Origin of the sequence: Xanthomonas sp. WHRI 7065, from assembly GCF_040203115.2 — a bacterium.
GTDB classification, from domain to species: domain Bacteria; phylum Pseudomonadota; class Gammaproteobacteria; order Xanthomonadales; family Xanthomonadaceae; genus Xanthomonas; species Xanthomonas arboricola.
In genome coordinates this window covers 4611750-4635322 of sequence record NZ_CP168194.1, presented here as the reverse complement: position 1 = coordinate 4635322, position 23573 = coordinate 4611750, and the positions used below count along the sequence as shown (strand labels likewise).

23 protein-coding genes and 1 tRNA gene are annotated in these 23573 nt (G+C 65.9%); 17 read left to right on the top strand and 7 right to left on the bottom strand.

All coding sequences use genetic code 11. The annotated features are described in order from the left end of the window. Nucleotides 1-108 precede the first annotated feature (108 nt). From dinG to ABQY64_RS19295, 11 genes are all read left to right on the top strand, one after another. Complete coding sequence (gene dinG, locus ABQY64_RS19345; protein ID WP_349780572.1) at nucleotides 109-2241, top strand: ATP-dependent DNA helicase DinG; 2133 nt, start codon at nucleotides 109-111, stop codon at nucleotides 2239-2241. Between the two features lie 177 nt (nucleotides 2242-2418). Then, the gene (locus tag ABQY64_RS19340) at nucleotides 2419-3027 is read left to right on the top strand and encodes a DUF6624 domain-containing protein (RefSeq protein WP_349780583.1); all 609 of its coding nucleotides are present in this window, start codon (nucleotides 2419-2421) and stop codon (nucleotides 3025-3027) included. Between the two features lie 429 nt (nucleotides 3028-3456). Then, complete coding sequence (katB, locus tag ABQY64_RS19335) at nucleotides 3457-4962, top strand: catalase KatB (RefSeq protein WP_016902786.1); 1506 nt, start codon at nucleotides 3457-3459, stop codon at nucleotides 4960-4962. A gap of 57 nt (nucleotides 4963-5019) precedes the next feature. Further along, a complete protein-coding gene (locus ABQY64_RS19330) occupies nucleotides 5020-5595 on the top strand; it encodes an ankyrin repeat domain-containing protein (RefSeq protein ID WP_349780571.1) in 576 nt (191 codons plus the stop codon). An 848-nt stretch (nucleotides 5596-6443) separates the two neighbouring features. Beyond that, nucleotides 6444-6668, top strand: a complete 225-nt coding sequence (locus ABQY64_RS19325) for a hypothetical protein (protein ID WP_016902784.1) — start codon at nucleotides 6444-6446, stop codon at nucleotides 6666-6668. A 457-nt stretch (nucleotides 6669-7125) separates the two neighbouring features. Further along, nucleotides 7126-8130, top strand: coding sequence for a tRNA dihydrouridine(20/20a) synthase DusA (dusA, locus tag ABQY64_RS19320; RefSeq protein ID WP_349780570.1), 1005 nt, complete (start codon nucleotides 7126-7128; stop codon nucleotides 8128-8130). 251 nt (nucleotides 8131-8381) lie between these two features. Beyond that, nucleotides 8382-8771, top strand: a complete 390-nt coding sequence (locus ABQY64_RS19315) for a hypothetical protein (RefSeq protein WP_172641750.1) — start codon at nucleotides 8382-8384, stop codon at nucleotides 8769-8771. A 71-nt stretch (nucleotides 8772-8842) separates the two neighbouring features. Continuing rightward, complete coding sequence (locus ABQY64_RS19310; RefSeq protein ID WP_002808458.1) at nucleotides 8843-9526, top strand: response regulator transcription factor; 684 nt, start codon at nucleotides 8843-8845, stop codon at nucleotides 9524-9526. 74 nt (nucleotides 9527-9600) lie between these two features. After that, nucleotides 9601-10971 carry an ATP-binding protein gene (locus ABQY64_RS19305; protein WP_024939071.1) on the top strand — a complete coding sequence of 457 codons (1371 nt, stop codon included), beginning with the start codon at nucleotides 9601-9603 and terminating at the stop codon, nucleotides 10969-10971. A gap of 231 nt (nucleotides 10972-11202) precedes the next feature. Next, the gene (locus ABQY64_RS19300) at nucleotides 11203-12684 is read left to right on the top strand and encodes a DUF1800 domain-containing protein (RefSeq protein WP_374151320.1); all 1482 of its coding nucleotides are present in this window, start codon (nucleotides 11203-11205) and stop codon (nucleotides 12682-12684) included. Nucleotides 12685-12768: 84 nt separating this feature from the next. Beyond that, the gene (locus ABQY64_RS19295) at nucleotides 12769-13956 is read left to right on the top strand and encodes a DUF1501 domain-containing protein (protein WP_349780568.1); all 1188 of its coding nucleotides are present in this window, start codon (nucleotides 12769-12771) and stop codon (nucleotides 13954-13956) included. A 158-nt stretch (nucleotides 13957-14114) separates the two neighbouring features. Here the strand turns inward: ABQY64_RS19295 and ABQY64_RS19290 are convergent, their stop codons facing one another. Together ABQY64_RS19290 and ABQY64_RS19285 are read right to left on the bottom strand one after the other, a co-directional pair. Next, the gene (locus ABQY64_RS19290; protein ID WP_349780567.1) at nucleotides 14115-14870 is read right to left on the bottom strand and encodes a M90 family metallopeptidase; all 756 of its coding nucleotides are present in this window, start codon (nucleotides 14868-14870) and stop codon (nucleotides 14115-14117) included. Between the two features lie 8 nt (nucleotides 14871-14878). Then, complete coding sequence (locus ABQY64_RS19285; protein ID WP_016902777.1) at nucleotides 14879-15193, bottom strand: hypothetical protein; 315 nt, start codon at nucleotides 15191-15193, stop codon at nucleotides 14879-14881. Nucleotides 15194-15233: 40 nt separating this feature from the next. On the opposite strand from ABQY64_RS19285, the gene birA reads away from it, so the two are divergent. From birA to ABQY64_RS19265, 4 genes are all read left to right on the top strand, one after another. Continuing rightward, on the top strand, nucleotides 15234-16247 hold the full coding sequence (birA, locus tag ABQY64_RS19280; protein ID WP_308686670.1) for a bifunctional biotin--[acetyl-CoA-carboxylase] ligase/biotin operon repressor BirA: 1014 nt from the start codon (nucleotides 15234-15236) through the stop codon (nucleotides 16245-16247). Next, a complete protein-coding gene (locus tag ABQY64_RS19275) occupies nucleotides 16244-16972 on the top strand; it encodes a type III pantothenate kinase (protein WP_039521061.1) in 729 nt (242 codons plus the stop codon). Before birA ends, ABQY64_RS19275 begins: the two co-directional genes overlap by 4 nt. 153 nt (nucleotides 16973-17125) lie before the next feature. Next, on the top strand, nucleotides 17126-18013 hold the full coding sequence (locus ABQY64_RS19270; protein WP_349780566.1) for an SPOR domain-containing protein: 888 nt from the start codon (nucleotides 17126-17128) through the stop codon (nucleotides 18011-18013). Between the two features lie 32 nt (nucleotides 18014-18045). Beyond that, a tRNA-Thr gene (locus ABQY64_RS19265) sits at nucleotides 18046-18121 on the top strand. A gap of 177 nt (nucleotides 18122-18298) precedes the next feature. Here ABQY64_RS19265 and tmk read toward each other — a convergent pair. The 5 genes from tmk to ABQY64_RS19240 form a co-directional block, all read right to left on the bottom strand. Beyond that, nucleotides 18299-18976 (bottom strand): dTMP kinase, encoded by a 678-nt coding sequence (tmk, locus tag ABQY64_RS19260; RefSeq protein ID WP_016904521.1) that lies wholly within the window; start codon nucleotides 18974-18976, stop codon nucleotides 18299-18301. 506 nt (nucleotides 18977-19482) lie between these two features. Next, nucleotides 19483-20025, bottom strand: coding sequence for an ATP/GTP-binding protein (locus tag ABQY64_RS19255; RefSeq protein WP_115509930.1), 543 nt, complete (start codon nucleotides 20023-20025; stop codon nucleotides 19483-19485). Further along, on the bottom strand, nucleotides 20022-20939 hold the full coding sequence (locus ABQY64_RS19250) for a hypothetical protein (protein WP_104595418.1): 918 nt from the start codon (nucleotides 20937-20939) through the stop codon (nucleotides 20022-20024). Before ABQY64_RS19250 ends, ABQY64_RS19255 begins: the two co-directional genes overlap by 4 nt. A gap of 94 nt (nucleotides 20940-21033) precedes the next feature. After that, nucleotides 21034-21393 (bottom strand): hypothetical protein, encoded by a 360-nt coding sequence (locus ABQY64_RS19245; protein ID WP_016904518.1) that lies wholly within the window; start codon nucleotides 21391-21393, stop codon nucleotides 21034-21036. Between the two features lie 63 nt (nucleotides 21394-21456). Continuing rightward, complete coding sequence (locus ABQY64_RS19240; RefSeq protein ID WP_046344911.1) at nucleotides 21457-21909, bottom strand: roadblock/LC7 domain-containing protein; 453 nt, start codon at nucleotides 21907-21909, stop codon at nucleotides 21457-21459. Between the two features lie 477 nt (nucleotides 21910-22386). Here ABQY64_RS19240 and rocF point away from each other — a divergent pair, with 477 nt between their 5' ends. Together rocF and ABQY64_RS19230 are read left to right on the top strand one after the other, a co-directional pair. Beyond that, nucleotides 22387-23310 carry an arginase gene (gene rocF, locus ABQY64_RS19235; RefSeq protein ID WP_102251133.1) on the top strand — a complete coding sequence of 308 codons (924 nt, stop codon included), beginning with the start codon at nucleotides 22387-22389 and terminating at the stop codon, nucleotides 23308-23310. A 109-nt stretch (nucleotides 23311-23419) separates the two neighbouring features. Further along, entirely contained in the window at nucleotides 23420-23572 is a 153-nt protein-coding gene (locus tag ABQY64_RS19230; RefSeq protein ID WP_006451340.1) for an entericidin A/B family lipoprotein, read from the top strand. Nucleotide 23573: the final 1 nt, after the last annotated feature.

Here is a 23573-nt window from a genome sequence, read left to right as displayed (position 1 = left end):
CGCACCCGGGACCAGGCTGGCGGTGGCGCCGCCCCGCGCCAGCAAACACGTTCAGCCGAGTGCCACGCCGGTCGCAGGCGCTGCGCCGGTCCGTGCGAAAATAGCGCGATGAATGAAGTCGCCCCACCGGCCGCGCCGTCTGCGCCGGTTCCCACCCAGCGTGTTCTGACCGACCCGATCAAGGCCGGCATCCGCGAGGCCTACGCCAAGCTGCAGGCCAATACGCCCGGCTTTGCCACACGGCGGGCGCAGAGCCAGATGATCGGCCTGGTCTCGCGCGCGCTGGCCACCTCCGGCGGCATCGGCATTGCCGAGGCCCCTACCGGCGTCGGCAAGAGCCTGGGCTATCTCACCGCCGGCGTGCCGATCGCCCTGGCCACCAAGAAGAAGCTGGTGATCAGCACCGGCACCGTGGCGCTGCAGTCGCAGTTGGTGGAGCGCGACATCCCGGCCTTCCTCAAGGCCACCGGGCTGGAAGCCACTGTCGCGCTGGCCAAGGGCCGCACCCGGTACCTGTGCACGCGCAATGCCGCTGAGCTGCAGGGCGAGACCAGCCAGGAAGGCATGTTCGATGACGAGCAGGTGCTCTACGACCGCCCGCTCAGCCCGGCCGACGCGGACCTGGCCAAGCGCCTGGCCACGGCCTACGCCGAGCGCAGCTGGAACGGCGATCTGGACGATGCGCCCGAGCAGGTCTCGGTGCCGCTGCGCCTGCGCATCACCACGCCGGCCTCCGGCTGTGCCGGCCGTCGCTGCAGCTACGCCGCGCAATGCCCGGTGCTGAAGGCGCGCACCGACGTGCGCGAAGCGCAGATCGTGGTCACCAACCATGCATTGCTGCTGTCGTCGCTGTCGCTGGGCGATGCCGAGAATGGCCAGCCCTTGATCGCCCCGCCCGCCGACATGCTGCTGGTGCTCGACGAAGGCCATCACATCGCCGGCGTGGCGATCGACCAGGGCGCCGCCAGCCTGCCATTGGACGAGATGGCCAAGCGCACCGGCCGGTTGCAGATCCTCATCGCCGCCGCCTACCGCGCCGTGGATAAGGACAAGATTGGCAACCTGCTACCCAACGAGGCCATCGAGGTGGCCGCGCGCGTGTCCAAGCTGCTCAAGGCCTTCCACGCCGAGGTCGAACGCGTGTGGAAGCCCGAGCCCGGCGAGCGCGATCCCTTGTGGCGTGCGGCCAATGGCAAGCTGCCGCCGCAATGGGGCCCGGCGATCGAAGAGCTCGGCGAAGAAACCCGCGCGTTGTTCAACTGGGTACACGCCGCGCACAGTGCGATCGCCAAGGGCAAGCAGGATGACTCGGCACGCGAACGCCTGCAGCGCAGCCTCGGCCTGGCCCTGGAGATGGCCGAGCAGCAACACAATCTGTGGAGCGGCTGGCGGCGCGAAGACAAGGAGGGCCAGCCGCCGATGGCGCGCTGGATCACCCTCTCGCGCGACGGCGATCTGATCTGCCATTGCTCGCCGGTGTCGGCCGCGCAGGTGCTGCGCACGATGATCTGGAACGAGGTGGATTCGGTGGTGATGACCTCGGCCACACTCACCGGCGGCGGCGATTTCCAATCGTTCGCCATCGACAACGGCCTGCCCGATCACGCCGAGATGGCCTCGCTGGCCTCACCGTTCGACCTGCCCAATCAGGCCGAATTGATCGTGCCCAATTTCCCGGTCACCCCAGACGATCGCGAAGGCCACCCGAAGGAAGTTGCGCGTTACCTGGTGCGCGAACTCGACTGGACCGCCAAGGGCAGCATCGTGCTGTTCACCTCGCGCTGGAAGATGGAAAAGGTCGCCGACCTGATGCCGCTGGCGCAACGCAACCGCGTGCTGGTGCAGGGCGAGGGCAACAAGTCGCAACTGATCACCGAACACCTGCGCCGTGTCGCCGCCGGCGAAGGCTCGGTGCTGTTTGGCCTGAACTCCTTCGGCGAAGGCCTGGATCTGCCCGGCGATGCCTGCACCACGGTGGTCATCACCCAGGTGCCGTTCGCGGTGCCGACCGACCCGCAGACCTCGACCCTGAGCGAATGGTTGGAAAGTCGCGGCCATAACGCCTTCAACCTGATCGCCATCCCGCACGCGCTGCGCACGCTCACGCAGTTCGCGGGCCGCTTGATCCGCAGTTCCAGCGACCACGGCCGCGTGATCATCCTCGACTCGCGCCTGCTGACACGCCGCTACGGCAAACGCATCATCGATGCGTTGCCACCGTTCAGGCGCGTGATTGGCTAGCGGCGCCAGTCCCGTCGAGAGGATGAAATGCCCGTCTCGCAGAGTGCCGGTGTCACGCGTTTGCGGTGCATGACCGTGCCCGTCAATGCGAGTGGCATGTCGATGGCAGCGGTATCTTTCCCTGCCGTGCTTTATCGACGCGATGTGGTGACCTTTTCAGATCCGGGAGGATTGCGGATGAAGACGGTGATGCTCGGGGTACTGCTATGGCAGCTGACGATTGCGGGATGGGCGATTGCCGGAGCCGATCGCACGCTGCAGCAAGATCGTCCAGGCATGAACGCCTCTTACCGCGAGCAGCTGCTGGCACTGGCCGATGCCGATCAGAAGATCCGCGAGCAGATTCGTGCTGCTTTCACGGCGCAACAGCTACAGGCCAACCAAGGCGCAGCGAAAGACATGGCCATGCGTCTGGTTGCGTCGCAACGGGAAAACCAGGCTGCGCTGTCTTCACTGATCGACAAATTCGGCTTCCCCGATGTCGCGTCGGTTGGCGAAGACGGGGCGCATGCTGGTTTCCTGGTCGCGCAGCACTCCACTGACCGCACGTTTCGCGATGGCTTCCTGAAGAGCATCGAGGTTGCAGTGGCGCGCGGGTCTTACAGCACCGCGGACATGGCGTTGTTCGTGGATCGTAATCTGATCATGTCGGGCAAGCCGCAGCGCTACGGTACCCAGCGCAAGGCGGACGGCAGCCTGTTCGAGCTGGAGGATCCTGCGCGGCTGGCACGCAGACGGGCAGACGTCGGTTTGCCTGACGAACAGGGCGGTTCTGGCGGTCTTTGAACCTTGCGCAGATCGCCAAGTGCGATGCGATGGCTGCTGATCAACGCACGGGTCGTGCGTGCATGCGTGGATCACATGCGCTCTGGGATCTTGGTGTCCTGCTCGCACTGAGCGATGAACCCGGTCACCTGTGCATGCTTCACTGCATGCCATTGCCGTTTGCAAGTTTGCCAATCGTGTGCACTGCAGTATGTTGCAGTCAGCGCAGAGCGTGCGTCGCTGTAAATCAGGCCTGGTCACCGCATGCGTGGCACAAGCGACATGATCTTCAACGTGCTGCCGCCTTGTAACGCGATGCATATCACGCTCTGTAGTCATCATCATGTTCGCCTATCGCAGCGATCATAACTAACGACTTCTCACGCTTCGGTCCGCTGGCCATGATTCAGCTCCCTCAAACGAGCTGACGCCATGCGCCCTGGATCCCTCATGGTGCTAGCCCTGCTAGCCCCGACGCTGATCGCCCCGCCGGTCTTCGCCCAATCCGTTCTGACCCGCGACAACGGCGCCAAGGTCGGTGATAACCAGAATTCGCAGACCGCCGGAGCCAATGGCCCGACCCTGCTGCAGGACGTGCAACTGATCCAGAAGCTGCAGCGCTTCGATCGCGAGCGTATCCCCGAGCGCGTGGTGCATGCACGCGGCACCGGCGTCAAAGGCGAGTTCACCGCCACCGCCGATCTGTCCAGCCTGACCAAGGCCAAGGTGTTCAGCGCCGGCGAAAAGACCCCTGTCTTTGTGCGCTTTTCCTCGGTGGTGCACGGCAACCACTCGCCGGAAACCTTGCGCGACCCGCACGGCTTCGCCACCAAGTTCTACACCAGCGAAGGCAACTGGGATCTGGTCGGCAACAACTTCCCGACCTTCTTCATCCGCGATGCGATCAAGTTCCCCGACATGGTCCACGCGTTCAAGCCGGATCCGCGCACCAACCTGGACGACGATTCGCGCCGCTTCGATTTCTTCTCGCACGTGCCCGAAGGCACCCGCACGCTGACGCTGCTGTACTCCAACGAAGGCACCCCTGCCGGCTATCGCTTCATGGATGGCAACGGCGTGCATGCCTACAAGCTGGTCAATGCCCAGGGCGAGGTGCATTACGTCAAGTTCCACTGGAAGACGCTGCAGGGCATCAAGAACCTCGATCCCAAGCAGGTCGCCGCCGTCCAGGCCAAGGACTACAGCCACCTGACCAACGATCTGGTCGGTGCGATCAAGAAGGGCGACTTCCCGAAGTGGGACCTGTACGTGCAGGTGCTCAAGCCGGAAGACCTGGCCAAGTTCGATTTCGATCCGCTGGATGCCACCAAGATCTGGCCCGACGTGCCGGAGCAGAAGGTCGGCCAGATGGTGTTGAACAAGAACGTCGACAACTTCTTCCAGGAAACCGAGCAGGTCGCGATGGCGCCGGCCAACCTGGTGCCGGGCATCGAGCCGTCCGAAGACCGCCTGCTGCAGGGCCGCATCTTTTCCTACGCCGACACCCAGCTGTATCGCATCGGTGCCAATGGCCTGAACCTGCCGGTCAACCGTCCGCGTGTGGCCGTCAACAACGGCAACCAGGATGGCGAAGGCAATAACGGCCACACCACCAGCGGCGTGAACTACGAGCCCAGCCGGCTGGAGCCGCGTCCGCAGGATACCGCTGCGCGTTACAGCGCATTGCCGCTGTCGGGCACTACCCAGCAGGCCAAGATCACCCGCGAGCAGAACTTCAAGCAGGCCGGTGAGCTGTATCGGTCCTACAGCAAGAAGGATCGCGCCGATCTGGTGCAGAGTTTCGGCGAGTCGCTGGCCACCACCGACACCGAGAGCAAGCACCTCCTGCTGTCGTTCCTGTACAAGGCCGACCCCGAGTACGGCACTGGCGTGACACGTGTCGCTAAGGGCGACCTGGCCCGGGTCAAGCAGCTGGCCTCCAGCCTGCAGGACTGATCCACCCACGGCATCGCGGCCTGTGCCGCGGTGCCGTTTCGCTATCGGGAGAGCCATATGCGCACCCTGTTGTTTCTGATGCTTGGCACCCTGTCTGCGGCTGCCAATGCTGCCTCGCCCGCGCCGATATCCACCAGCGCCACCACTGCCGCCGCCGACCCGGCGCAGATCAAGCTGCAGTTGCGCGAGTACTTCTTCGACGCGGCACGCGAAGGGCGGCAGGACATGCTGGCCGAGTTCATCCGCTCGCACTACGACCTCAATACGCGTGACGAGAAGGGCTACACGGCCCTGATCCTGGCGGCCTATCACGGCCAGCGCCCGGCAGTGGAGCAGTTGCTCAGCGCCGGTGCCGACCCCTGCGCGCAGGACAAGCGCGGCAACACCGCGCTGATGGGCGCGATCTTCAAGGGCGAGCTGGGTATCGCCAAGCGGCTGATGCAGGCCGACTGCGCGCCGGATCAGCGCAACAACGCTGGCCAGACCGCAGCGATGTACGCAGCGCTGTTCCAGCGGACCGACGTGCTCAAGGATCTGGCCGCCAAGGGCGCGGACCTCAGCCTCAAGGACGGGCAGGGCAACGATGTGACCAAGCTGCAACGCGGCGAGTTTGCGACGTCCCCGGCGCGCTGAGCGCGCCACGCATGCGTAACGCCAGGTGTCAGCAAGCTCGCACAGGCGCCATGCGGCCGATGCCGGTGCCAGTCCGGCTACCGATGCCGGCGAGAGCCATCGGTGATGCTTGCTGCAGCGTGCCGCACCGTTATCCACCTGCCAGCCGTCTGTAGGACCCATCCGGGCGGGTTGCACGCCTCGCGCTCCGCCATCTTCGACACGCTGTACGTGGTTGCGAAGCCAGCTCCGTCACAGTGACCGTTGGTGAGTCGCTGATCGCCATCGCCTGAGTCCTGCACCTCGATACCCGGGGTCTCGGCGGCCTCGCTTGCAGCATCCCATCGCGCGCGCTGACGCCACTGGTGCGTACTGGCGAAGCCCGCTCAGCTATGCCCACCGACGTGGTTCTGGGTTCAGCCGTTGCGCACCGAGCGCACCTCTTAGATGGGCTGGTCGCGCGTCGACTTACTCAATCTGCCTTCATCACCTGCCGAGAGGCGCAACCACCGCCTCGGCCAGGTTCGGAGGTCAGCCATCTTGCACCGAGCGCAGTGAATCGTCGCTCCCGGATCGGCTAGTGGCTCGCCGACCTGCTCAATTTGCCTCCACGACCCGCAGAAAAGTGCAGCCATCGCCCCCGCCGGTTTTCTGCCGCAGGCGCGTTGGATCTCTGGCGGTGGTGGTGATTTTTCCACCACTGCGTCAGGAGTCTCCTGACGTTGAAACCTTTGTGCGCCAAGGGTTTGACATAAGTCTGAGCGCGCGCTGACTTGCTTAAAATTTGTTTGGAAAAACCGCAAAAAACAGTTCAAGAAAGCGCTGCGAACGCCGATGCTTCCGCTATCGCACACTGGAACCCCCGGACCATGAAGCTCGATCCCTCCATCCCTTTCCTGATGTCCCTGCTGGCGATGGTGCTGTGCACCGCCACTGCCGTGGTCGCGCTGGTGTTCGGTCAGGTACACGTGCTGGCCACGTCGTGGAGCTTCTACACCGTGCTGGGCACCGCCCTGATCACCCTGGTCGCCTCGTACCATGCCCTCGGCAAGCCGCTGAGCGCCGAAGAGCGTGTGGGTTTCCGCAACCCGTAACTGCAGATCCTGTCCAGGCGCGGTGCACGACGCCAGCACTGGACGACACAAGCTCCGCTCGTCATTGACGATGCACCGCGTTCGCTCGACATGGGCGAACGCCCAGGCCCTGCGCATCCTGCAGCGATGCCGCCCGATAACGCGCGCACCTGGCGAGCGAGGGCAGCGACGGCAGCGCCACCGCGATTTTTCGTTTCTTCCGATGGCAGAGTAGCCGCGAAGCTGGACGCCGAAGCGCGTTACCAGCGGGTTTCATCAACGCGCGTCATGCCGAACTTAGCTAGCCCGTACGGGTCGACCACCTGGCAGTGAATCGGCCATCGACCAGCGGGCTCCGGCAGGTCGGCCTCTCATGACGCCATGCCGCCATGCCGCGCTGCGGCAGATTCATCGACACCCGTGTAAGCTGTTGATCCTGCTCCGCATTCCGATGGCTGCCCGCTGCGGCCACATGTCGATGACCGCTTCCACAGATCGCTACGCCGCCTCCCTGCGCCTGTCCGTCGCCCCGATGATGGATTGGACCGACCGCCATTGCCGGGTCTTCCATCGCCTGCTGGCGCCCTCGGCACGTCTGTATACCGAAATGGTGCATGCCAATGCGGTGATCCATGGCGATCGCACGCGGCTGATCGGCTTCGATCCGGTCGAACACCCGCTTGCGCTGCAACTGGGCGGTAGCGAGCCGGCACTGCTTGCGCAGGCCGCGGCGATCGCGCAGGAGTGGGGTTACGACGAGATCAACCTCAATTGCGGCTGCCCGTCCGATCGCGTGCAGGCCGGGCGCTTCGGTGCCTGCCTGATGCGCGAGCCGGGCTTGGTGGCCGACTGTGTTGCCGCCATGTGTGCGGCGACCACGCTGCCGATCACGGTCAAATGCCGCCTCGGCGTGGACGACGATGACGACTATGCCGTGTTCGCCAGCTTCGTCGATCAGGTGGTCGCAGCCGGTGCCGCCATGGTGGTGGTGCATGCCCGCAACGCGTGGCTCAAGGGCCTGTCGCCCAAGGAGAACCGCGAAGTGCCGCCGCTGCGTTACGACTGGGCGTATCGCCTCAAGCAGGAGCGCCCCGCGCTGCCGGTGGTGCTCAATGGCGGCATTGCGGCGGTGGAGACCGCAATGGAGCATCTGCACCAGACCGACGGCGTCATGCTCGGCCGCGCCGCCTACCACGACCCCTACGTACTGCATCGCCTGGATGCGGCCCTGCATCAGCGTGCGGAACAGCCGCGCGACCACTTGCTGCGCGCCTTGCGGCCCTACGTCGAGTCCCAACTGGAGCAAGGCCTGGCGCTGAAGCACATGACCCGGCACGTGTTGGGGCTGTTCCATGGCCAGCCGGGCGGACGCGCGTTCCGGCAGGTGCTGAGCGAGGGCGCACACCGGCCCGGTGCCGGCTGGGAGCTGGTCGAGCAGGCCTTGCAGCGGACCGACACCCAGGGCTGGCGCGTGGTGGCCTGAACTGGCCTGCGGCTTGCATTACCTGAACAGGCATCTCCGGCGTCTGCATCGGACGAGGTGTTCAACTGTCGAGCGCGACTGCGGGATCCCTGAATCAGTGACCTTCCAGGCGCCTCACGGGTTCATTTCACTGAACAGCGTTAACACAAAGCTAAAAAGTTCAGATGGGATTCACCCCGAAAAATCAAGAATTTGGCTCTATTCTCGGGCTCGACCATGCTGTCACCGGTGGCCGGTTTCACGAATTTTGAATGTTCCTGAACAACCCGCTAGGATTCATTGTGACCCAGCCGTCCTGCCGCGCTCGCTATATCGTCCTGGTCGCCCTCGGGCTAGCCATGGCAGCGCCGTCGGCGTGGGGTCAGGGATATCCGATGTCGCACGCGGGACGCGATCCATTGCCGCCCTCCGCGCGCGGCAACGGGCGCACGCTTTCGGACACCATCAGGCAGGTGCAGCGGTCCACTGGTGGACAGATCCTCAGCGCCGAACGCGTGCCGTTCGACGGCGGCAATCTCAACCGCGTCAAGTACATGAAGGACGGCCGCGTGCATACCGTGTACGAGTCCGAGCAGATGCAGGCCGCGCCGCCGCGCAGCCAGGCGCCGCCGGATGCGCCACCACGCGACGATAACCACTAGACGTAGATAGTTCTGCGTTCAGTCTTATAAATTCCCCGGCCACTGGCCGACAACGTAACTAGGGAGAGTGCATGCGTATCCTTTTGGTCGAAGACGAAGCTCCGCTGCGCGAGACCCTTGCCGCGCGCCTGAAGCGTGAGGGCTTTGCTGTCGACGCTGCACAAGACGGCGAAGAAGGCCTGTACATGGGCCGCGAAGTCCCCTTCGATGTCGGCATCATCGACCTCGGCCTGCCCAAGATGTCGGGCATGGAGCTGATCAAGGCGCTGCGCGACGAAGGCAAGAAATTCCCGGTGCTGATCCTGACCGCGCGTTCGAGCTGGCAGGACAAGGTCGAAGGCCTCAAGCAGGGCGCCGACGACTACCTGGTCAAGCCGTTCCATGTAGAAGAGCTGCTGGCGCGCGTCAATGCGCTGCTGCGGCGCGCGGCGGGCTGGAGCAAGCCGACGCTGGAATGCGGCCCGGTCGCGCTGGATCTGGCAGCGCAGACGGTCAGCGTCAATGGCGCCAACGTGGACCTGACCAGTTACGAGTACAAAGTGCTGGAGTACTTGATGATGCATGCCGGCGAACTGGTCTCCAAGGCCGATCTGACCGAGCACATCTACCAGCAGGATTTCGATCGCGATTCGAACGTACTGGAAGTGTTCATCGGCCGCCTGCGCAAGAAGCTCGATCCCGATGGTGAGCTCAAGCCGATCGAGACCGTACGCGGTCGCGGCTACCGTTTCGCCATTCCGCGTACCGAAGGCTGAGTCCGCGCATCGGCAAACAGGAAGATCAGGTGCCGGGCCGCTCCAAGTGGTACAGACGCTGGCGGCCGCGCTCGCTGCAGGCCCGCCAGCTGCTGGCCGCCAGCCTCAGTCTGGTGGCCTTCCTGGCGCTGGCGGGTTACGCGCTGGATGTGGCGTTCGCCGATACTGCCGAAAAGAACCTGCGCGAGCGGCTGAAGAACTACGCCTCTGCGTACGCCGCCAATATCGATTTCGTCCGCGACGGCTCGCTGTACATCGGCGGCCAGCCGCCGGATCCGCGCTTCGATGTGCCCGGCGGCGGGCTGTACGTGGAAGTCGTACGCCCGGACGAAAGCTGGACCTCGATGTCGGCCGAAGGCCCGAACATTCCGCACGGGCGCATGCTCGAGCCGCGTCAGGAAGAATTCATCGGCCCGCTGGAAATGACCCAGATCGACGGCAGCGTGGGCCAGTTGTACCGCTACGGCCTGGGCGTGAGTTACGTCGAGCGCGAACACGGCGGCGAGATTCCGTACACCATCTACGTGATGGAAGATGCGCGCTCGATGGGCGCGCAGCTGCGCGTGTTCCGTGGCGCGGTGTGGTTCTACCTCGGCAGTGCCGGTGTGGTGCTGCTGGTGCTGCAGGCCTTCATCCTGCAGTGGAGCCTGCGGCCGCTGCGGCGGGTCATCAACGAGTTGACCAAGGTGCAGCGCGGCGAGATCCAGCGCATGAGCGAGCAGCATCCGCGCGAACTGGAGCCGCTGACCGAAAGCATCAACGCCTTCATCGAGAGCGAGCGTGACAATCTGGACCGCCAGCGCAACACGCTGGCCGATCTTGCACACAGCCTCAAGACGCCGATCGCGGTGTTGCGCACCCAGCTCGATAGTGGCCAGTCCGAGCGCGACCTGCACGAGGAAATGGATGTGCAGTTGCGCCGCATGAACGATCTGGTGTCCTACCAGCTCGCACGCGCGGCCTCCAGCGGGCACAAGCTGTTCGCCGCACCGCTGCCGATCGAGTCGACCGCCGAAGAGATCGTACGCGGGCTGGAGAAGGTCTATTCGGTCAAGGGCGTGTTGTGCGAGTTCGATATTTCGCCCGACGCGCGCTTTCATGGCGAGCCGGGCGATCTGCAGGAATTGCTGGGCAACCTGCTGGAAAACGGCTTCAAGTGGGCGCGGAGCCGCGTGCTGCTGACCGCACAGCCCGGTCCCACCACCGGCAGCCGTCGTGCCGGATTGATCCTGTCGGTGGAAGACGACGGCCCCGGCATCGCGCCGGAAGATGTGGCCAAGATCTTGCAACGTGGCGTGCGTGGCGACGAGCGCGTGCAAGGCCACGGCATCGGCATGTCGATCGTGCAGGACCTGATCAAGGCCTACCGCGGCGAGCTGCAGGTGGTGCGCTCGCAAGAACTGGGCGGCGCCCGCTTCGACGTGACGCTGCCGCCGGGACTGTGACCGGTGTGGGGCGCGGAATGAACCCGTGGTCAACGCTGCGGCGCACTCCGACAACCGTTTAACGCCCCGCGCGTTGGCTTGACCATACTGGACCCGTTTCAGGCCGTTGCGATGGAGAGCTGCATGTTCGAGCGCAATGCACAGACGCGCTGGCGGAGCGCACGTCCAGCAGGCGCGCCCCGCCATTACCGATGGCAGCTGGCATGGCTGTTGGCGGGCTGCGCTTTGGCGATGTCGTGCAGTGCTGCCAATCCAGCACTGACGCCGGCGCAGACGCGCTGGCTGCAGCGTGCGACCTACGGCGTGGATGCCGACAGCGCAGCGCAACTGCAGCGGCTCGGCCCCAAGCGCTACGGCAGGTCGCTGTTGCAGGCCAGCGACGATGCGGCGTTGCCAGCGCCGGTCCGTGCACAGCTGCAGCACTTCGATGCGCTGCACACGCCCTTGCTGACCTTGCTCACGCAGTACGAGGCCGACAAGATCCGCCTGCAAGACATGCCCGATGGCGACGAAAAGACCGCGTTGCGCAAGGCATGGCAAGCGCGTGGTGGGCAGATGCTGACCCAGGCGCGCCAGGCGCAGCTGTTGCGTGCGGTGTATGCGCCGGAGCAGACGCGCGAGCAGCTGGTGTGGTTCTGGCTCAATCATTTCAGCGTGTACGCCGACAAGGGGCGGGTGAAATGGATGGCGGCCGACTACATGGAAAACGCGATCCGCCCGCATGCCACCGGCAAGTTCGCCGACCTGGTGATGGCGACGCTGGAAAGCCCGGCGATGCTGGAATATCTGGACAACGCCAAGAACGCCAAGGGCAAGGTCAACGAAAATTACGCGCGCGAACTGATGGAACTGCACACGCTGGGCGTGCATGGCGGTTATAGCCAGCAGGATGTGCAGCAACTGGCGCTGATACTCACCGGCGCCGGCCTGGTGCCGGTCAAGGCCGAGGGCGCTCCGCCCTTGCCGACTGCCGTGCCGGGGCAACCGCAGGTGGTGCGCAAGGGGCTGTTCGAATTCAATCCCGCACGCCATCAACCCGGCGACAAGACCTTGCTGGGCCAGCGCATCGCTGCGGGCGGCCTGGATGAGATCGAGCGGGCGGTGCAGCTGTTGGTGCGGCAGCCGGCATGCGCACATTTCATTTCGCAGCGTTTGGCCGAGTACTTTGTCAGCGACAAGCCGCCGGCCGCGCTGGTCGAGCGCATGGCGAACACGTTTCAACGCAGCGATGGCGACATCGCCAAGGTGATGCAGGCCATGCTGGACGCGCCGGAATTTGCGCAGGCGCAACCACGCAAGTTCAAGGATCCGAATCGGTTCGTGGTTTCCGCCGTGCGACTGGCGTACGAGGGCCAGCCGGTGGTCAATGCCGCGCCGATGGCGAGCTGGCTGCAGCAACTCGGCGAGCCGCTGTTCGGGCGCATCACCCCGGATGGCTGGTCGCTGCAATCGCAGGCGTGGACCAGCTCCGGGCAACTGGCGCGACGCTTCGAGGTGGCACGTTCGCTGGGCAGCGGGCCCAAGCAATTGTTCCGCTTGGATGGCGATAACGACACGCCACTGCCGGCGCTGACGCAGATCGACACGCGCCCATCGTATCGCTGGGTGGCACCGTCGCTTTCCAGCGGCACGCGCGATGCCTTGGGGCAGGCGCGTTCGCCTGCGGAATGGAATGGATTCCTGCTGTCATCGCCGGACTTCAACTATCGCTGATTCGAAGGTCGCCGATTCGACGGTTGCCGATTCAAACCCGCTGTTTCAGCCTTCGATTAGCGATCACCGCCACAGGAGCGCGCCATGCAACGACGTCAATTTCTGCTTGCCTCTGCAGCGGCGGCAAGTCTGCCCTGGAGCGGTCGCCTGTTTGCTGCGCCACGCGACAGCGCGCGCATGCTGGTGGTATTTCTGCGCGGCGGCTACGACAGCAATAATCTGCTGGTACCGCATGCCAGCGATTTTTATTATCAGGCGCGTCCGACCCTGGCGATTGCGCGGCCGGATGCGGCCAACCCGAACAGTGCCGTTGCGTTGGATACGCAATGGGGTCTCAACCCGGTGATGCGCGATGCGCTGCTGCCGCTATGGCAACGCCAGCAGCTGGCGTTCGTGCCGTTTGCCGGTACCGACGATCTGTCGCGCAGTCACTTCGAAACCCAGGACGATATCGAATCCGGTCAGGCCGGCCGGCAGCGCCGCGATTATCGTTCCGGCTTCATGGCGCGCCTGTCGGGTGTGCTCAGCGGAGTGCCGGCGATTGCCTTCACCGATTCCTTACCGCTGACCTTCCAAGGCGGCGGGGATTTGCCCAATGTGTCGTTGCGGGGCATCGGCAAGGGCGGTCTGGATGCGCGTCAGGCACAGATCCTGTCGCAAATGTACGACGCAACCCCGCTGGCGGCCGCTGCGCGCGAGGGACTGGCACTGCGTCAGCAGGTCACCGCGCAGCTGCGCGAAGAGATGGAGCAGGCCGGTCGCGGCGCCGCCAGTGCGCGCACCTTCGCCGACGAAACCCGGCGCATGGCAAGCCTGATGCGCGAGCGTTATCGGCTGGGCTTTGTCGATGTCGGTGGTTGGGACACGCACGCCAATCAAGGCAGTGTGGAAGGTGGCCTGGCGAACAATCTGCGCAATCTGGGCGAAGGGCTGGCGGCGTACGCCGACGCCCTGGGGCCGGCATGGAAGGACACCGTGGTGGTGGTGCTGTCCGAGTTCGGCCGCACCTTCCGCGAGAACGGTAGCAAGGGCACCGATCACGGGCACGGCACCACCTATTGGGTGCTGGGTGGCGGCGTGCGCGGCGGCCGGATCGCTGGCGAGCAGGTAGAAGTTGCGCAGGCGCAGCTGCTGCAGAACCGCGATTATCCGGTGCTCACCAATTACCGCAGCCTGTTCGGCGGTGTATTGAGCCGGTTGTGGGGATTGTCGCCTGCGCAGCTGGAACGGGTGTTTCCCGGAGCCAGGCCGCGCGATCTTGGGTTGGTGTGAGTGCGTGGCAATGCGCTGGCGATGTCGATCCTTCTCGCGTGCGGCCGTGTGCGGCATCGCGCATTGGTGTGGTCAGTTGCCTGAAACGCCTGCGATTGATGCGCGCGACAGCGTTGCATGACGACAGTCCCAACGCATGCAGGCATGTTGCCCCACCATCAGCGCTGCGTTGACGACGCAAACGGCGAAGGCCCATAGAAACGCGTCAGCTGTGCAGCGACATTCGGCATGACGCGCGCCAGCAGCTGTGGCGCGGAGAAGTGGTATTCGCTTACGACCGCGAAGAATTCTTCCGGCGCCTCGGCGGCATACGGGTCGATCTCGGTGTCTTCGCCCGCATCGACGCGTTGGCAAAACGTATCGAAGGTGCGCTGAAAATCGCGTGCCCAGGCACGCTGCGCAGCGCGCGGCAGCGGCGGGGTGCCGTCGAGCGCGCCATCGAGTGCATCGAGCTTGTGCGCTATCTCATGCACGATCACGTTGAAGCCGGCCTGCGGGTCGTCCAGGTCGGCCTGCACGTCGGCCCAGCTGACAATCAGCGGCCCTTGCTCCCAGGCCTCGCCAATCAGGGTGTCGTCCCAGGCATGCATCACTCCGGCCGCATCCACATGCGTGCGTTGCACGCGGAATGCGTCCGGGTAGACGATCAGCTGCGACCAGCCACGCCAGCCGGCCGCACCGATGTTCAGCAGCGGCAGGCAACACATGGCAGCCAGCAGAACGTGATCGTGCGGTTGCAGCTGCAGCCCGTCGAGCGGGGAAATGGTTTTTTGCCGCAGGAACTGCGCGGTCAGTGCACGCAGACGGTGCTGGCGGGGCAGATCGAGCGCAGCGACCCAGGCGCAGCGGCGGCTGACCGGCAGCCATAAGGCATCAGGAATATCGGCCGGCGCCCGGCGTAGCCGGCGCAACAACCACTGGATCAGCGGAACATGCCCGGCAGGAAGCTATGCCAGCGCGGCATCGTGCGCATGCGGGGGAACAGTCCGTCGCCGTCACTGCCACCACCGCCGGTGGCCGGCGCGGGCTTGTGCGCGGGAGCACGTGCCGGGGTTGCTGGCTCGCCGTTGGGGGTTCTGCCGCGTGCCGCCGAGTTGCTGCTGACGCAGCTCTCATGATCGCCATCGGCCAGCTGGTCCGATGCCAGCGCGGCAAGCGGAGCCAACAACAGGAGCAGGCAAACCGTGATTCGGCGCATCGTCCACATCCAGGGCAAGCGGCGTGAGTCGCCGATCATAACGTGCTTTTCACTCCCTCACGCAAGCCAGGCTGGGCGGGTGCGGACGCTTGGCGCATACTTTCGCGGATCGATTTGGGGACTTGCCGTGGATGACCGCGCCTTGCTGGCCAAACTTGCGAGCGGCCGGCTATCCGGCGATGCGTTGGCGCGCGATGCCGGGCTGACCCGTGCGGCGGTGTGGAAGCGGATCCAGAATCTGCGCGCGGCCGGGGTCGAGATCGAAGGTCGGGCCGGGGACGGCTACCGCCTGGCGGCGCCGCTGGACCTGCTGGACGACGCGCGCATTCGTGCGGCGATGGCGGCCGATGCGCTGGCAGGCCTGGCTGCGCTGGAGATCGCCTGGACGCTGGAATCCACCAACACCAGCTTGCTGGCGCGCCCGGCGCCGGATCAGGGCGTGGCGGTGCTGCTGGCCGAGCGGCAGACCGGCGGGCGCGGCCGGCGTGGGCGTCAATGGACCTCGCCACTGGGTGCGCATATCTATCTGTCGGCCTCGCGCCGTTTCAGCGGCGGATTGGGCCAGCTGGCCGGGCTCAGCCTGGCCGTGGGCGTGGCGGTGGCCGAGGCCCTGCGTGCTTGCGGCTTTGCCGATGTCGGGTTGAAGTGGCCCAACGATCTGCTGGCGCGCGAGCGCAAGCTGGGCGGCCTGCTGATCGAAGGCGGCGGCGAAATGGCCGGCAACGCGCGCGCGGTGATCGGGCTGGGTTTGAACGTGCATATGCCGGCGGCAGCGGCCGCTGCGATCGACCAACCGTGGGTGGATCTGGATACGCTGGCCGGCCACGCGGTCTCGCGCGATACCGTGGTGGCTGCAGTGTTGTCGGCGCTGCTGCCGGCGCTGGAACTGTTCGAGGCGCAGGGGCTGGCCCCGTTCCTGGGCCGCTATGCGGCCCTGGACGTCCTGAGCGGCCGCGCGGTGCAGGTCGAGGAGGCCGGCACCCGGCATCACGGCATTGCGCTTGGCCTGGCGGCCGACGGCGCATTGCGGGTGCAATTGGGCGAGACGGTGCGGCTGTTCCACTCCGGAGAAGTGAGCGTGAGACCTGCATGAGCGAGTGGTTGTTCGACCTGGGAAATTCGCGGTTCAAGTACGCACCGCTGCAGGGCGACCGCGCCGGCGACGTGCAGGCCTGGCCGCACGGTGCCGAGGCGATGGATGCGGCCGCGTTGTCGGCCTTGCCCACCGGACGCATCGCGCATGTGGCCAGCGTGGCTGCGCCGGCATTGACGCAGCGCATGCTCGGCTGCCTGCGCGAGCGTTTCGAACAGGTGCGCATCGTGCGGACTGCGGCCGAATGCGCCGGCATCCGCATCGCCTACGCAGACCCGGGCCGCTTTGGGGTCGATCGCTTCCTGGCGCTGCTGGGCGCACGCGGCGACGCACCGGTGCTGGTGGCTGGCGTGGGCACCGCGTTGACCATCGATGTACTCGGCGCCGATGGGAGGCACCACGGCGGCCGCATCGCCGCATCGCCCACCACCATGCGCGAGGCGCTGCATGCGCGCGCGGTGCAGTTGCCGGCCAGTGGCGGTACCTATGTCGAGCTGGCCGACGACACCGACGACGCGCTGACCTCCGGCTGCGATGGCGCGGCGGTGGCGCTGATCGAGCGTAGCCTGCAGCACGCGCAACGCAGTCTGGGCGTGCCGGTACGGCTGCTGGTGCACGGGGGCGGCGCGCCGCCGCTGCTGCCGTTGTTGCCCGATGCCAGCTTCCGCGCCGCGCTGGTGCTGGACGGGCTGGCGACCTGGGCGAGGTCTGCGTCGGCGCCTTGAACGGCGGGCCATGCGATCGTGCGGCCACGCGGCGGGCGCGGCCGGCAGACGGAATCGATCGGCCGCGCTCGTACACTGCGCCTACTGCCTGGCATGGGCAGCGAGCCGACCAGCGCTCGCCGGTTGTGACTGCCCGCGCTTAGAATCCATCGCATGTATGTCCGCGCACTCATCGTCGTCCTGATCGTCCTCAATGCCGGTGTGGCCTTGTGGTGGGCATTGCAGCCGGCACCGGCAGCGGTGGCGGCACCGCCGCAGCCGGCCGGTGTGGCGCGCCTGGAAGTGCTGCCGAGCACTGCGCCAGCAGCGCCAGGCTGGGCGAGCGAGGCAGGCATGGGCCCGGCAGCTGCGGGCACCGCACCATCGGATGCACCTGCACCTGCACCTGCACCTGCACCGACACCGACACCGACATCGACGGCAGCAGCGGCAGCGTCTTCTTCGACTGCTGCGGCCGCCGCAAAGGTGGTCGCAACGTCGCAGACGTCGGCACAGGTTCCACCACCATCCAAGGTCGCTCCAACACCGAACGAGGTTGCGGCAGCGGCGACCAAACCATCGCCAGCGGTACCTACTCCCGCCGCTGCGCCGGAACGCTGCGCCAGCCTGGGGCCGTATGCGGCGCGCGCCGATGCCGATGCTGCGCTGGCACGCCTGCGTGGCCAAGCCGAGCGCACCCGCGTGCGCGAGGACAAGGACGCCGGGGTCAGTACGTTCCGGGTGATGCTGCCCAATGTCGGCGATCGTGCAGCGGCGCAGGCCTTGGTCAAGCGCATCGCCGCCGCCGGCATGGGCGACTATTACGTGATTGCCCAGGGTGAGGACAACAGCATCGCGCTGGGGCAGTACCAGAGTCGCGAGCGTGCCGAGCGCCGTCAGGCCAGCCTGGTCGGTGCGGGGTTTCCGGCGCAGTTGCTGCCCAGCGGCACCGGGCAATCGCGCTGGTGGATCGATGTGCGCAGCACGGCCGCGATCGGCACATTGCAAGGCACCGCCGGTGCGGCGCGTCAGCGGTCGCTAGATTGCGCCGCGCTGCGCTAGAATGCGCACCGGCGCGCAACGCGCCTGCCTTTGCCGGCATAGCTCAGTTGGTAGAGCAACCGCCTTGTAAGCGGTAGGTCCCCAGTTCGAATCCGGGTGCCGGCACCATGAAGGTTCTTGGTTCAACCTGTAGACGCACGGGTCGCATGCAATTGACTGCGCTGTGGGTCAGCGTCTCCAGACCGCGTCTTGCGCGGTTTGATCGGCCGAAAACAGTTATCTGCCCGCAGCCGGCGAATCACAGCGCGCCAGTTGCTGTTGCCTGCGCGCAGGACGCGCAGCGACTCAGGCCGGGCGACCGGCCGACAGCAGTTCCAGCGTGGCCTGGTCGGCATCGGTGGCGTCGACGCGCAGGCGTTCGGCTAGTGCGGCAACGACGATGGCGTGGGCCTGGCGGAGCACGCTGTCCGCATCGGCGCTGGCGTCCACGACGTGCTTCCCCGGTAACTGCAGCTGGGCAAAGATGCTGCGGCAGCGTTCCAGGTTGTCCTGGGTTTCAAAGTGATTGGGTGCATCGCCGCGGGCGCGGATACGCGCCAGGCCGGTGGGCGGGGGCAGGTCGAGCAGCAGCAACACGTCAGGGCGCGGCGCGAAGGCATTGCGTTCCAGCAGATCGTCCAGCGGCAGGCCGGCGGCGCCTTGGTAGGCGACCATCGAGGGGAAATAGCGGTCCAGGATCACGATGTCGCCGCGTGCCAGCGCCGGCGCGATCAGGGTGTCCACGTGTTCGTGGCGGTCGCGGATCAGCAGTTCGGCTTCTTCGTCGGCGCTGAGGCGGCCGGTGGCGGCGGATTGGCGCAGCTGGGTGCCCCAGGGTCCATTGGTCGGCTCCTTGCTCAGCACGACGCGTGCGCCGGCGGCTTCCAGCGTGGTGGCCAGGCTGCGGGCGAGGGTGGTCTTGCCGGCGCCGTCGATGCCTTCGATCGCGATCAGCAGACCGCCGGGCTTCAGTTCGATTGTCATCGCGCTACTTTATCCGATCGTGGTGCTGGATCAGCACCTGGCATCGGCGTGGAAGTCGCCCTGCAGCGGCCGATCCCGGCGCATCGGGTCTCCGCCGCTGCACCGCCGCTGCCGCGCGTCGGTGCCGGCGCGAGATGGCTTGACGAAAGTCTTTGCAACGCAGTGCCGGGCGCGCACAACAACCGCATCACGACCGCCGGGTGCAGGCGCGACTGGCTGCGCACTGTCTGCGCTATTGCTTACGCCGTATGACCGGTATGTCCTGTGCGATGTCGGGAACGTCCCGATGCCCTGGCTTTTGATCGCGCGCCATACTGAACAAGTCAGGCAAAGCGCTCGAAGGTATGACGTTCGCGTCGCGTGTCTGGCATCAAGGAAGATGGACGCGTCGCCGCCACCCTAGAGGCGGCATCCCCCGCGTGACGCCCGATCAGGCACCGTCGTGACCGGATTCCTTGTTTTGCTCGTTCGCCGACCACGTCGGCATGCGCCATGCGCGCGGCCGCTCAGCTGGTCGCCGAGGTGTAGCGATAGGACAGCAGCGACTTCACCAGGAACGTGATCTGGGTGGCCGAGCGCGCGTCCACGCGCATGACCGGGATGCGGAAGCCTTCGGCCACCAGCGCATCGCGGAACGGCGGCAGCAAAAAGTCCTGCATTTCGTCGGTCATGGTGATGCCCACCGCCAGGCTTGCCGCAGGTGCGATCTGCGAAAACTCGCGCAGCAAGGCCAAGGTGGCATCGCGCATCTGCGGATCGCGCGCGCTGACCAGCACGATCACGCCCAACGCGCCGTCGCACACCAGCGGCCACATGAAATCCAGGTATTTCTGCCCGGGCACGCCATAGACGTGCAGCAACTCGCCGTCTTCCAGTTCGATCGAGCTGTAGTCCAGCGCGACCGTGGTGTAGGTCTTGTCGCCGTAGGCATCCTGGCTGAGCGGCATCTCGGTGCTGACCGGCTCCACGTCGGAGATGGCGCGCACGGCGGTGGTCTTGCCGGCGCCCATGCCGCCAACGAACACCAGTTTGTTGGCCGGAAGACTCATGACTGCGCCTGAAAGAGAGAGAGGCCAAAGCGACGTGCGACCCAGGAGAAAAACCGGGAGTTGCTGCTGTCCGGACGGGGCTGCGTTGCAGGCACGGGAATCTCCGCAGTCTGGGCAAGGCCACTGGCGAGTGCAGCGGCGAACAGGCATTCCACCGTTTGCAGCGGCAGCTTGCAAGCATTGGCCAGCGCCTGCGGGCGCCACGGGCGCGCATGCAGGTGGGCAATGGCAAGCAGCTGCGCCGGCGAACTGGTCTCGGCACTCAGCTCCGGCCATTGGCGCAACCGCAGCGCATGGCTGGGTTCGACCGCCGGCAGCGCAGGGCGCAGGTGCTCGGGCAAGGCGAAATACAGCGCCTCGAAGGAAATACGTTGGCTCAGTGCGCTATCGGCAGTGTCCGGTGCAACCTGCCAGCCGGGGCGATCCAGGGCCGCCAGCAGCTCAGGCAGCGCAATGTCGGCGGGAACCTGCACGCAGCTGTCGGCCGGGTCCACGCGCACCTGCAAATGCCCGTTACGCAGCAGCACCGCAGCGGTGCCGAATTCGCCGCGGCAATGGCGGACCAGCAAGGCCGGCTCGGCGACCTGCGCGTGCGCGGAGGACGACAGCAGCAGGCGCATCTGCTCGTTGAGTTCGCGCACGGTGGCGCCGTGCTTGAGCCATGCGCCGCCGACCGGTGTCCGCGACACCACCAGCACGCGCACGGGTTGCCCTTGCAAGGCCTGCCAGGCGGCCAGGCCATCGGGGCTTTCCAGCCCCAGCACCACCACCTCGGCGGCGTGTTGCGGCCATTGACCCAACTGCACGTCGATGCGCTCGGCCAGCAGCAACGAACACGCCAGTTTCAGGCGCGTGGTGTGCAGCAGGTCCAGGCCGGCCGTGGCGACCCGCATGGTGTGAATGGGTGAGGTCATGACAGGGCGCCGCGTCGGCGCGTAGCAAGTGCGGTGCCTGCCGGTGCGCACCGGCAGGCAGGGCAGGCGACGCGTGCGCGCCGCCTGGTTGGCATCAACCGAAGTCCAGGGTCTTCTCGAACGCCTTGAGCTCGTGACGGGCCATGGCCAGATTGGCCTTGGCGCGATCCAGCACGACGTACAGGAACAAGGTGCCGTTGCTCTCCAGCGGGCGCAGCAGGTGGTATTGACGCGCCAGGGTGATCAGGATGTCTTCGATGGTGTCGTTGAGGCCGAGCTGCTCGGCGATACGGCGCTTGGCACGCACCACTTCGGTATTGCCGGCCGCGGCAAGTTCCAGGTTGAGATCGGTGCCGCCGGTCATGCCCAGCGCCATGCCGCTGTCGCTATCGACCAGGGCGGCGCCGACGAAGCCGGCGATCGAATGCAGGTGTTCCAGGTTGAGTTTTGACACGGGTCGTCCTTACGAGCGGTGAGAAATCAGTGCACTGGCACAAGCACGAACAGTGCCAAACGCTCAGTTCGCCGGCTGCGCCAATGCAGTTGCCAGGCGGCCGGCGCAGTCGCGTGCGTTGAACAGCAGCGCTGCAGCATTGAGATCGCTGCTGCCCACCGCGGTGAGCGTCAGCGGTTTGTCGGCGCGAATGCGGATCAGCACCAGCTGCCCGCCACGCGTACTGATGGTGGCGTAGTCGGCTTCGCTCAGACTGGATTCGCGTGCCAGGGTCTCGCCCAGGGTCAGGAACGAATTGGCCATCGCTGCCAGCCGGCGGCCGTCCACATCCAGGCTGGATTGTTCGGCGATGGCACGCCCGTCGGCAGTGGACAGCATCAGCAGACGGATGCCCGGCTCGCGCTCGATGGTCTGCGCGAACTCGCGCCCGATGCGCTGCAGATCGTATTGGTGCGACGCCCGCGCGACCTCGCCCACGGCAGCCTTGACGACCTGGTTGACGGCGTTATGCGGCATGAAATCCTCCCCTGTACGAAACGCACTGCGCGATGAAAGACCTTGTCGATGACACCGGGTCCCGCGCTGGCGGGCGAACAGTAGCATTGGCACCTTCCGTCATCGTCATAGCACCCTCAATGTCTTAACTGTGCGGTCAGACAAGCACATTCCGCAAAAACGCAGATACGCCACAAACTGCCCAACCACGTCACTTCAAGCAGCCATTAAGACCGCGTTTGTCGCCAAGCGGGCGCGGCCGATGCACTGCCACTGCTCCGGCCGAACTGCAGCGCGCCTGTACCGCGGCGTTGCGCCTGCCGTCCGTACCGGTCCGACGATTGCCCGCTACGCAGTATCGGCCGCACTTTGGATTGCTGCAGTGGCAGATGCGATTGCGTGATCGGTAACGCAGGCCGGGTGCCGTGCTGCGCTGCCGCGCGTCAGTGCGCGAGCCGGCGACTAGACTGCAGCGCTTTCTCGATGCTGGAGCAATGCATGGCGACGCAGTACCTGCCGGTTTCCCTGATTGGCGTTCCCACCGACATCGGTGCCGGCCACCGTGGTGCGCGGATGGGGCCGGAGGCGTTGCGCATCGCCGGGCTGCAGGAGGCCTTGATCGGCCGCGGCGTGGAGGTGCACGACCTGGGCAACCTGGATGGCCCGCGCAATCCCTGGCAGGCCCCGCAGGCCGGCTACCGGCATCTGGACGAGGTGGTGGCCTGGAACCAGGCGCTGATGGAGGCCAGCTATGCGCAGCTGTGCGCCGGCCGCATGCCGGTCATGCTCGGTGGCGACCACTGCCTGGGCATCGGCTCGATCACCGCGGTGGCCAAGTACTGCCGCGAGCAGCAACGCCCGCTGCGGGTGCTGTGGCTGGATGCGCACTCGGACTTCAATACCAGCGAGGTGACGCCGTCGGGCAACGTCCACGGCATGCCGGTGGCCTGCCTGTGCGGGCTGGGCCCGCAGGCGTTGACGCATCTGGGCGGCAGCGCACCGGCGTTGCTGCCCGAGCAGGTGCGGCAGATCGGCATCCGCTCGGTGGACCCGGAGGAGAAGCGCCTGATCAAGCAGCACCGCATCGATGTCTACGACATGCGCTACATCGACGAGGCCGGCATGAAGCGCACCATGGAGACCGCCCTGCAGGGCATGAGCGATGACACCCATCTGCATGTGAGCTTCGACGTGGATTTCCTGGACCCGAGCATCGCGCCGGGCGTGGGCACCACCGTGCCGGGTGGGCCCAACTACCGCGAGGCGCAGCTGGTGATGGAGATGATCGCCGACACCGGGCGCATGGGGTCGCTGGACATCGTCGAGCTCAATCCGGTCCTGGACAACCGCAACGCCACCGCCGAGCTGGCGGTGGATCTGGTCGAGAGCCTGTTTGGCAAGTCGACACTGATGCGAGATTGATCGATCGCTGAACGCAGCACGCCGCGTTCACATCAAATCCACGGCCGCGCAGTCAGATTTGTCGCCAGACACGGTGCGTCTGCACCGAACGCAGAACTGAGGAAGACCGATGAAGCGACTGCTGACACTGATGGTACTGGGCCTGTTTTCGGCCGGCGTGATGACTGGCTGCAACACCATGGCCGGCGCTGGCAAGGACATGCAGGGTGCAGGTGAGAAGGTCGAAAAGAAGGCCGACAATTGCAGCGACGGTAAGTGCTGAT

Excerpts from the sequence above, each read along its gene's own strand:
- dinG (WP_349780572.1), top strand. The coding sequence starts at position 109 with ATGAATGAAGTCGCCCCACCGGCCGCGCCGTCTGCGCCGGTTCCCACC.
- ABQY64_RS19340 (WP_349780583.1), top strand. The coding sequence starts at position 2,419 with ATGAAGACGGTGATGCTCGGGGTACTGCTATGGCAGCTGACGATTGCG.
- katB (WP_016902786.1), top strand. The coding sequence starts at position 3,457 with ATGGTGCTAGCCCTGCTAGCCCCGACGCTGATCGCCCCGCCGGTCTTC.
- ABQY64_RS19330 (WP_349780571.1), top strand. The coding sequence starts at position 5,020 with ATGCGCACCCTGTTGTTTCTGATGCTTGGCACCCTGTCTGCGGCTGCC.
- ABQY64_RS19325 (WP_016902784.1), top strand. The coding sequence starts at position 6,444 with ATGAAGCTCGATCCCTCCATCCCTTTCCTGATGTCCCTGCTGGCGATG.
- dusA (WP_349780570.1), top strand. The coding sequence starts at position 7,126 with ATGACCGCTTCCACAGATCGCTACGCCGCCTCCCTGCGCCTGTCCGTC.
- ABQY64_RS19315 (WP_172641750.1), top strand. The coding sequence starts at position 8,382 with ATGTTCCTGAACAACCCGCTAGGATTCATTGTGACCCAGCCGTCCTGC.
- ABQY64_RS19310 (WP_002808458.1), top strand. The coding sequence starts at position 8,843 with ATGCGTATCCTTTTGGTCGAAGACGAAGCTCCGCTGCGCGAGACCCTT.
- ABQY64_RS19300 (WP_374151320.1), top strand. The coding sequence starts at position 11,203 with ATGTCGTGCAGTGCTGCCAATCCAGCACTGACGCCGGCGCAGACGCGC.
- ABQY64_RS19295 (WP_349780568.1), top strand. The coding sequence starts at position 12,769 with ATGCAACGACGTCAATTTCTGCTTGCCTCTGCAGCGGCGGCAAGTCTG.
- ABQY64_RS19285 (WP_016902777.1), bottom strand. The coding sequence starts at position 15,193 with ATGATCGGCGACTCACGCCGCTTGCCCTGGATGTGGACGATGCGCCGA.
- ABQY64_RS19275 (WP_039521061.1), top strand. The coding sequence starts at position 16,244 with ATGAGCGAGTGGTTGTTCGACCTGGGAAATTCGCGGTTCAAGTACGCA.
- ABQY64_RS19270 (WP_349780566.1), top strand. The coding sequence starts at position 17,126 with ATGTATGTCCGCGCACTCATCGTCGTCCTGATCGTCCTCAATGCCGGT.
- tmk (WP_016904521.1), bottom strand. The coding sequence starts at position 18,976 with ATGACAATCGAACTGAAGCCCGGCGGTCTGCTGATCGCGATCGAAGGC.
- ABQY64_RS19255 (WP_115509930.1), bottom strand. The coding sequence starts at position 20,025 with ATGAGTCTTCCGGCCAACAAACTGGTGTTCGTTGGCGGCATGGGCGCC.
- ABQY64_RS19250 (WP_104595418.1), bottom strand. The coding sequence starts at position 20,939 with ATGACCTCACCCATTCACACCATGCGGGTCGCCACGGCCGGCCTGGAC.
- ABQY64_RS19240 (WP_046344911.1), bottom strand. The coding sequence starts at position 21,909 with ATGCCGCATAACGCCGTCAACCAGGTCGTCAAGGCTGCCGTGGGCGAG.
- rocF (WP_102251133.1), top strand. The coding sequence starts at position 22,387 with ATGGCGACGCAGTACCTGCCGGTTTCCCTGATTGGCGTTCCCACCGAC.
- ABQY64_RS19230 (WP_006451340.1), top strand. The coding sequence starts at position 23,420 with ATGAAGCGACTGCTGACACTGATGGTACTGGGCCTGTTTTCGGCCGGC.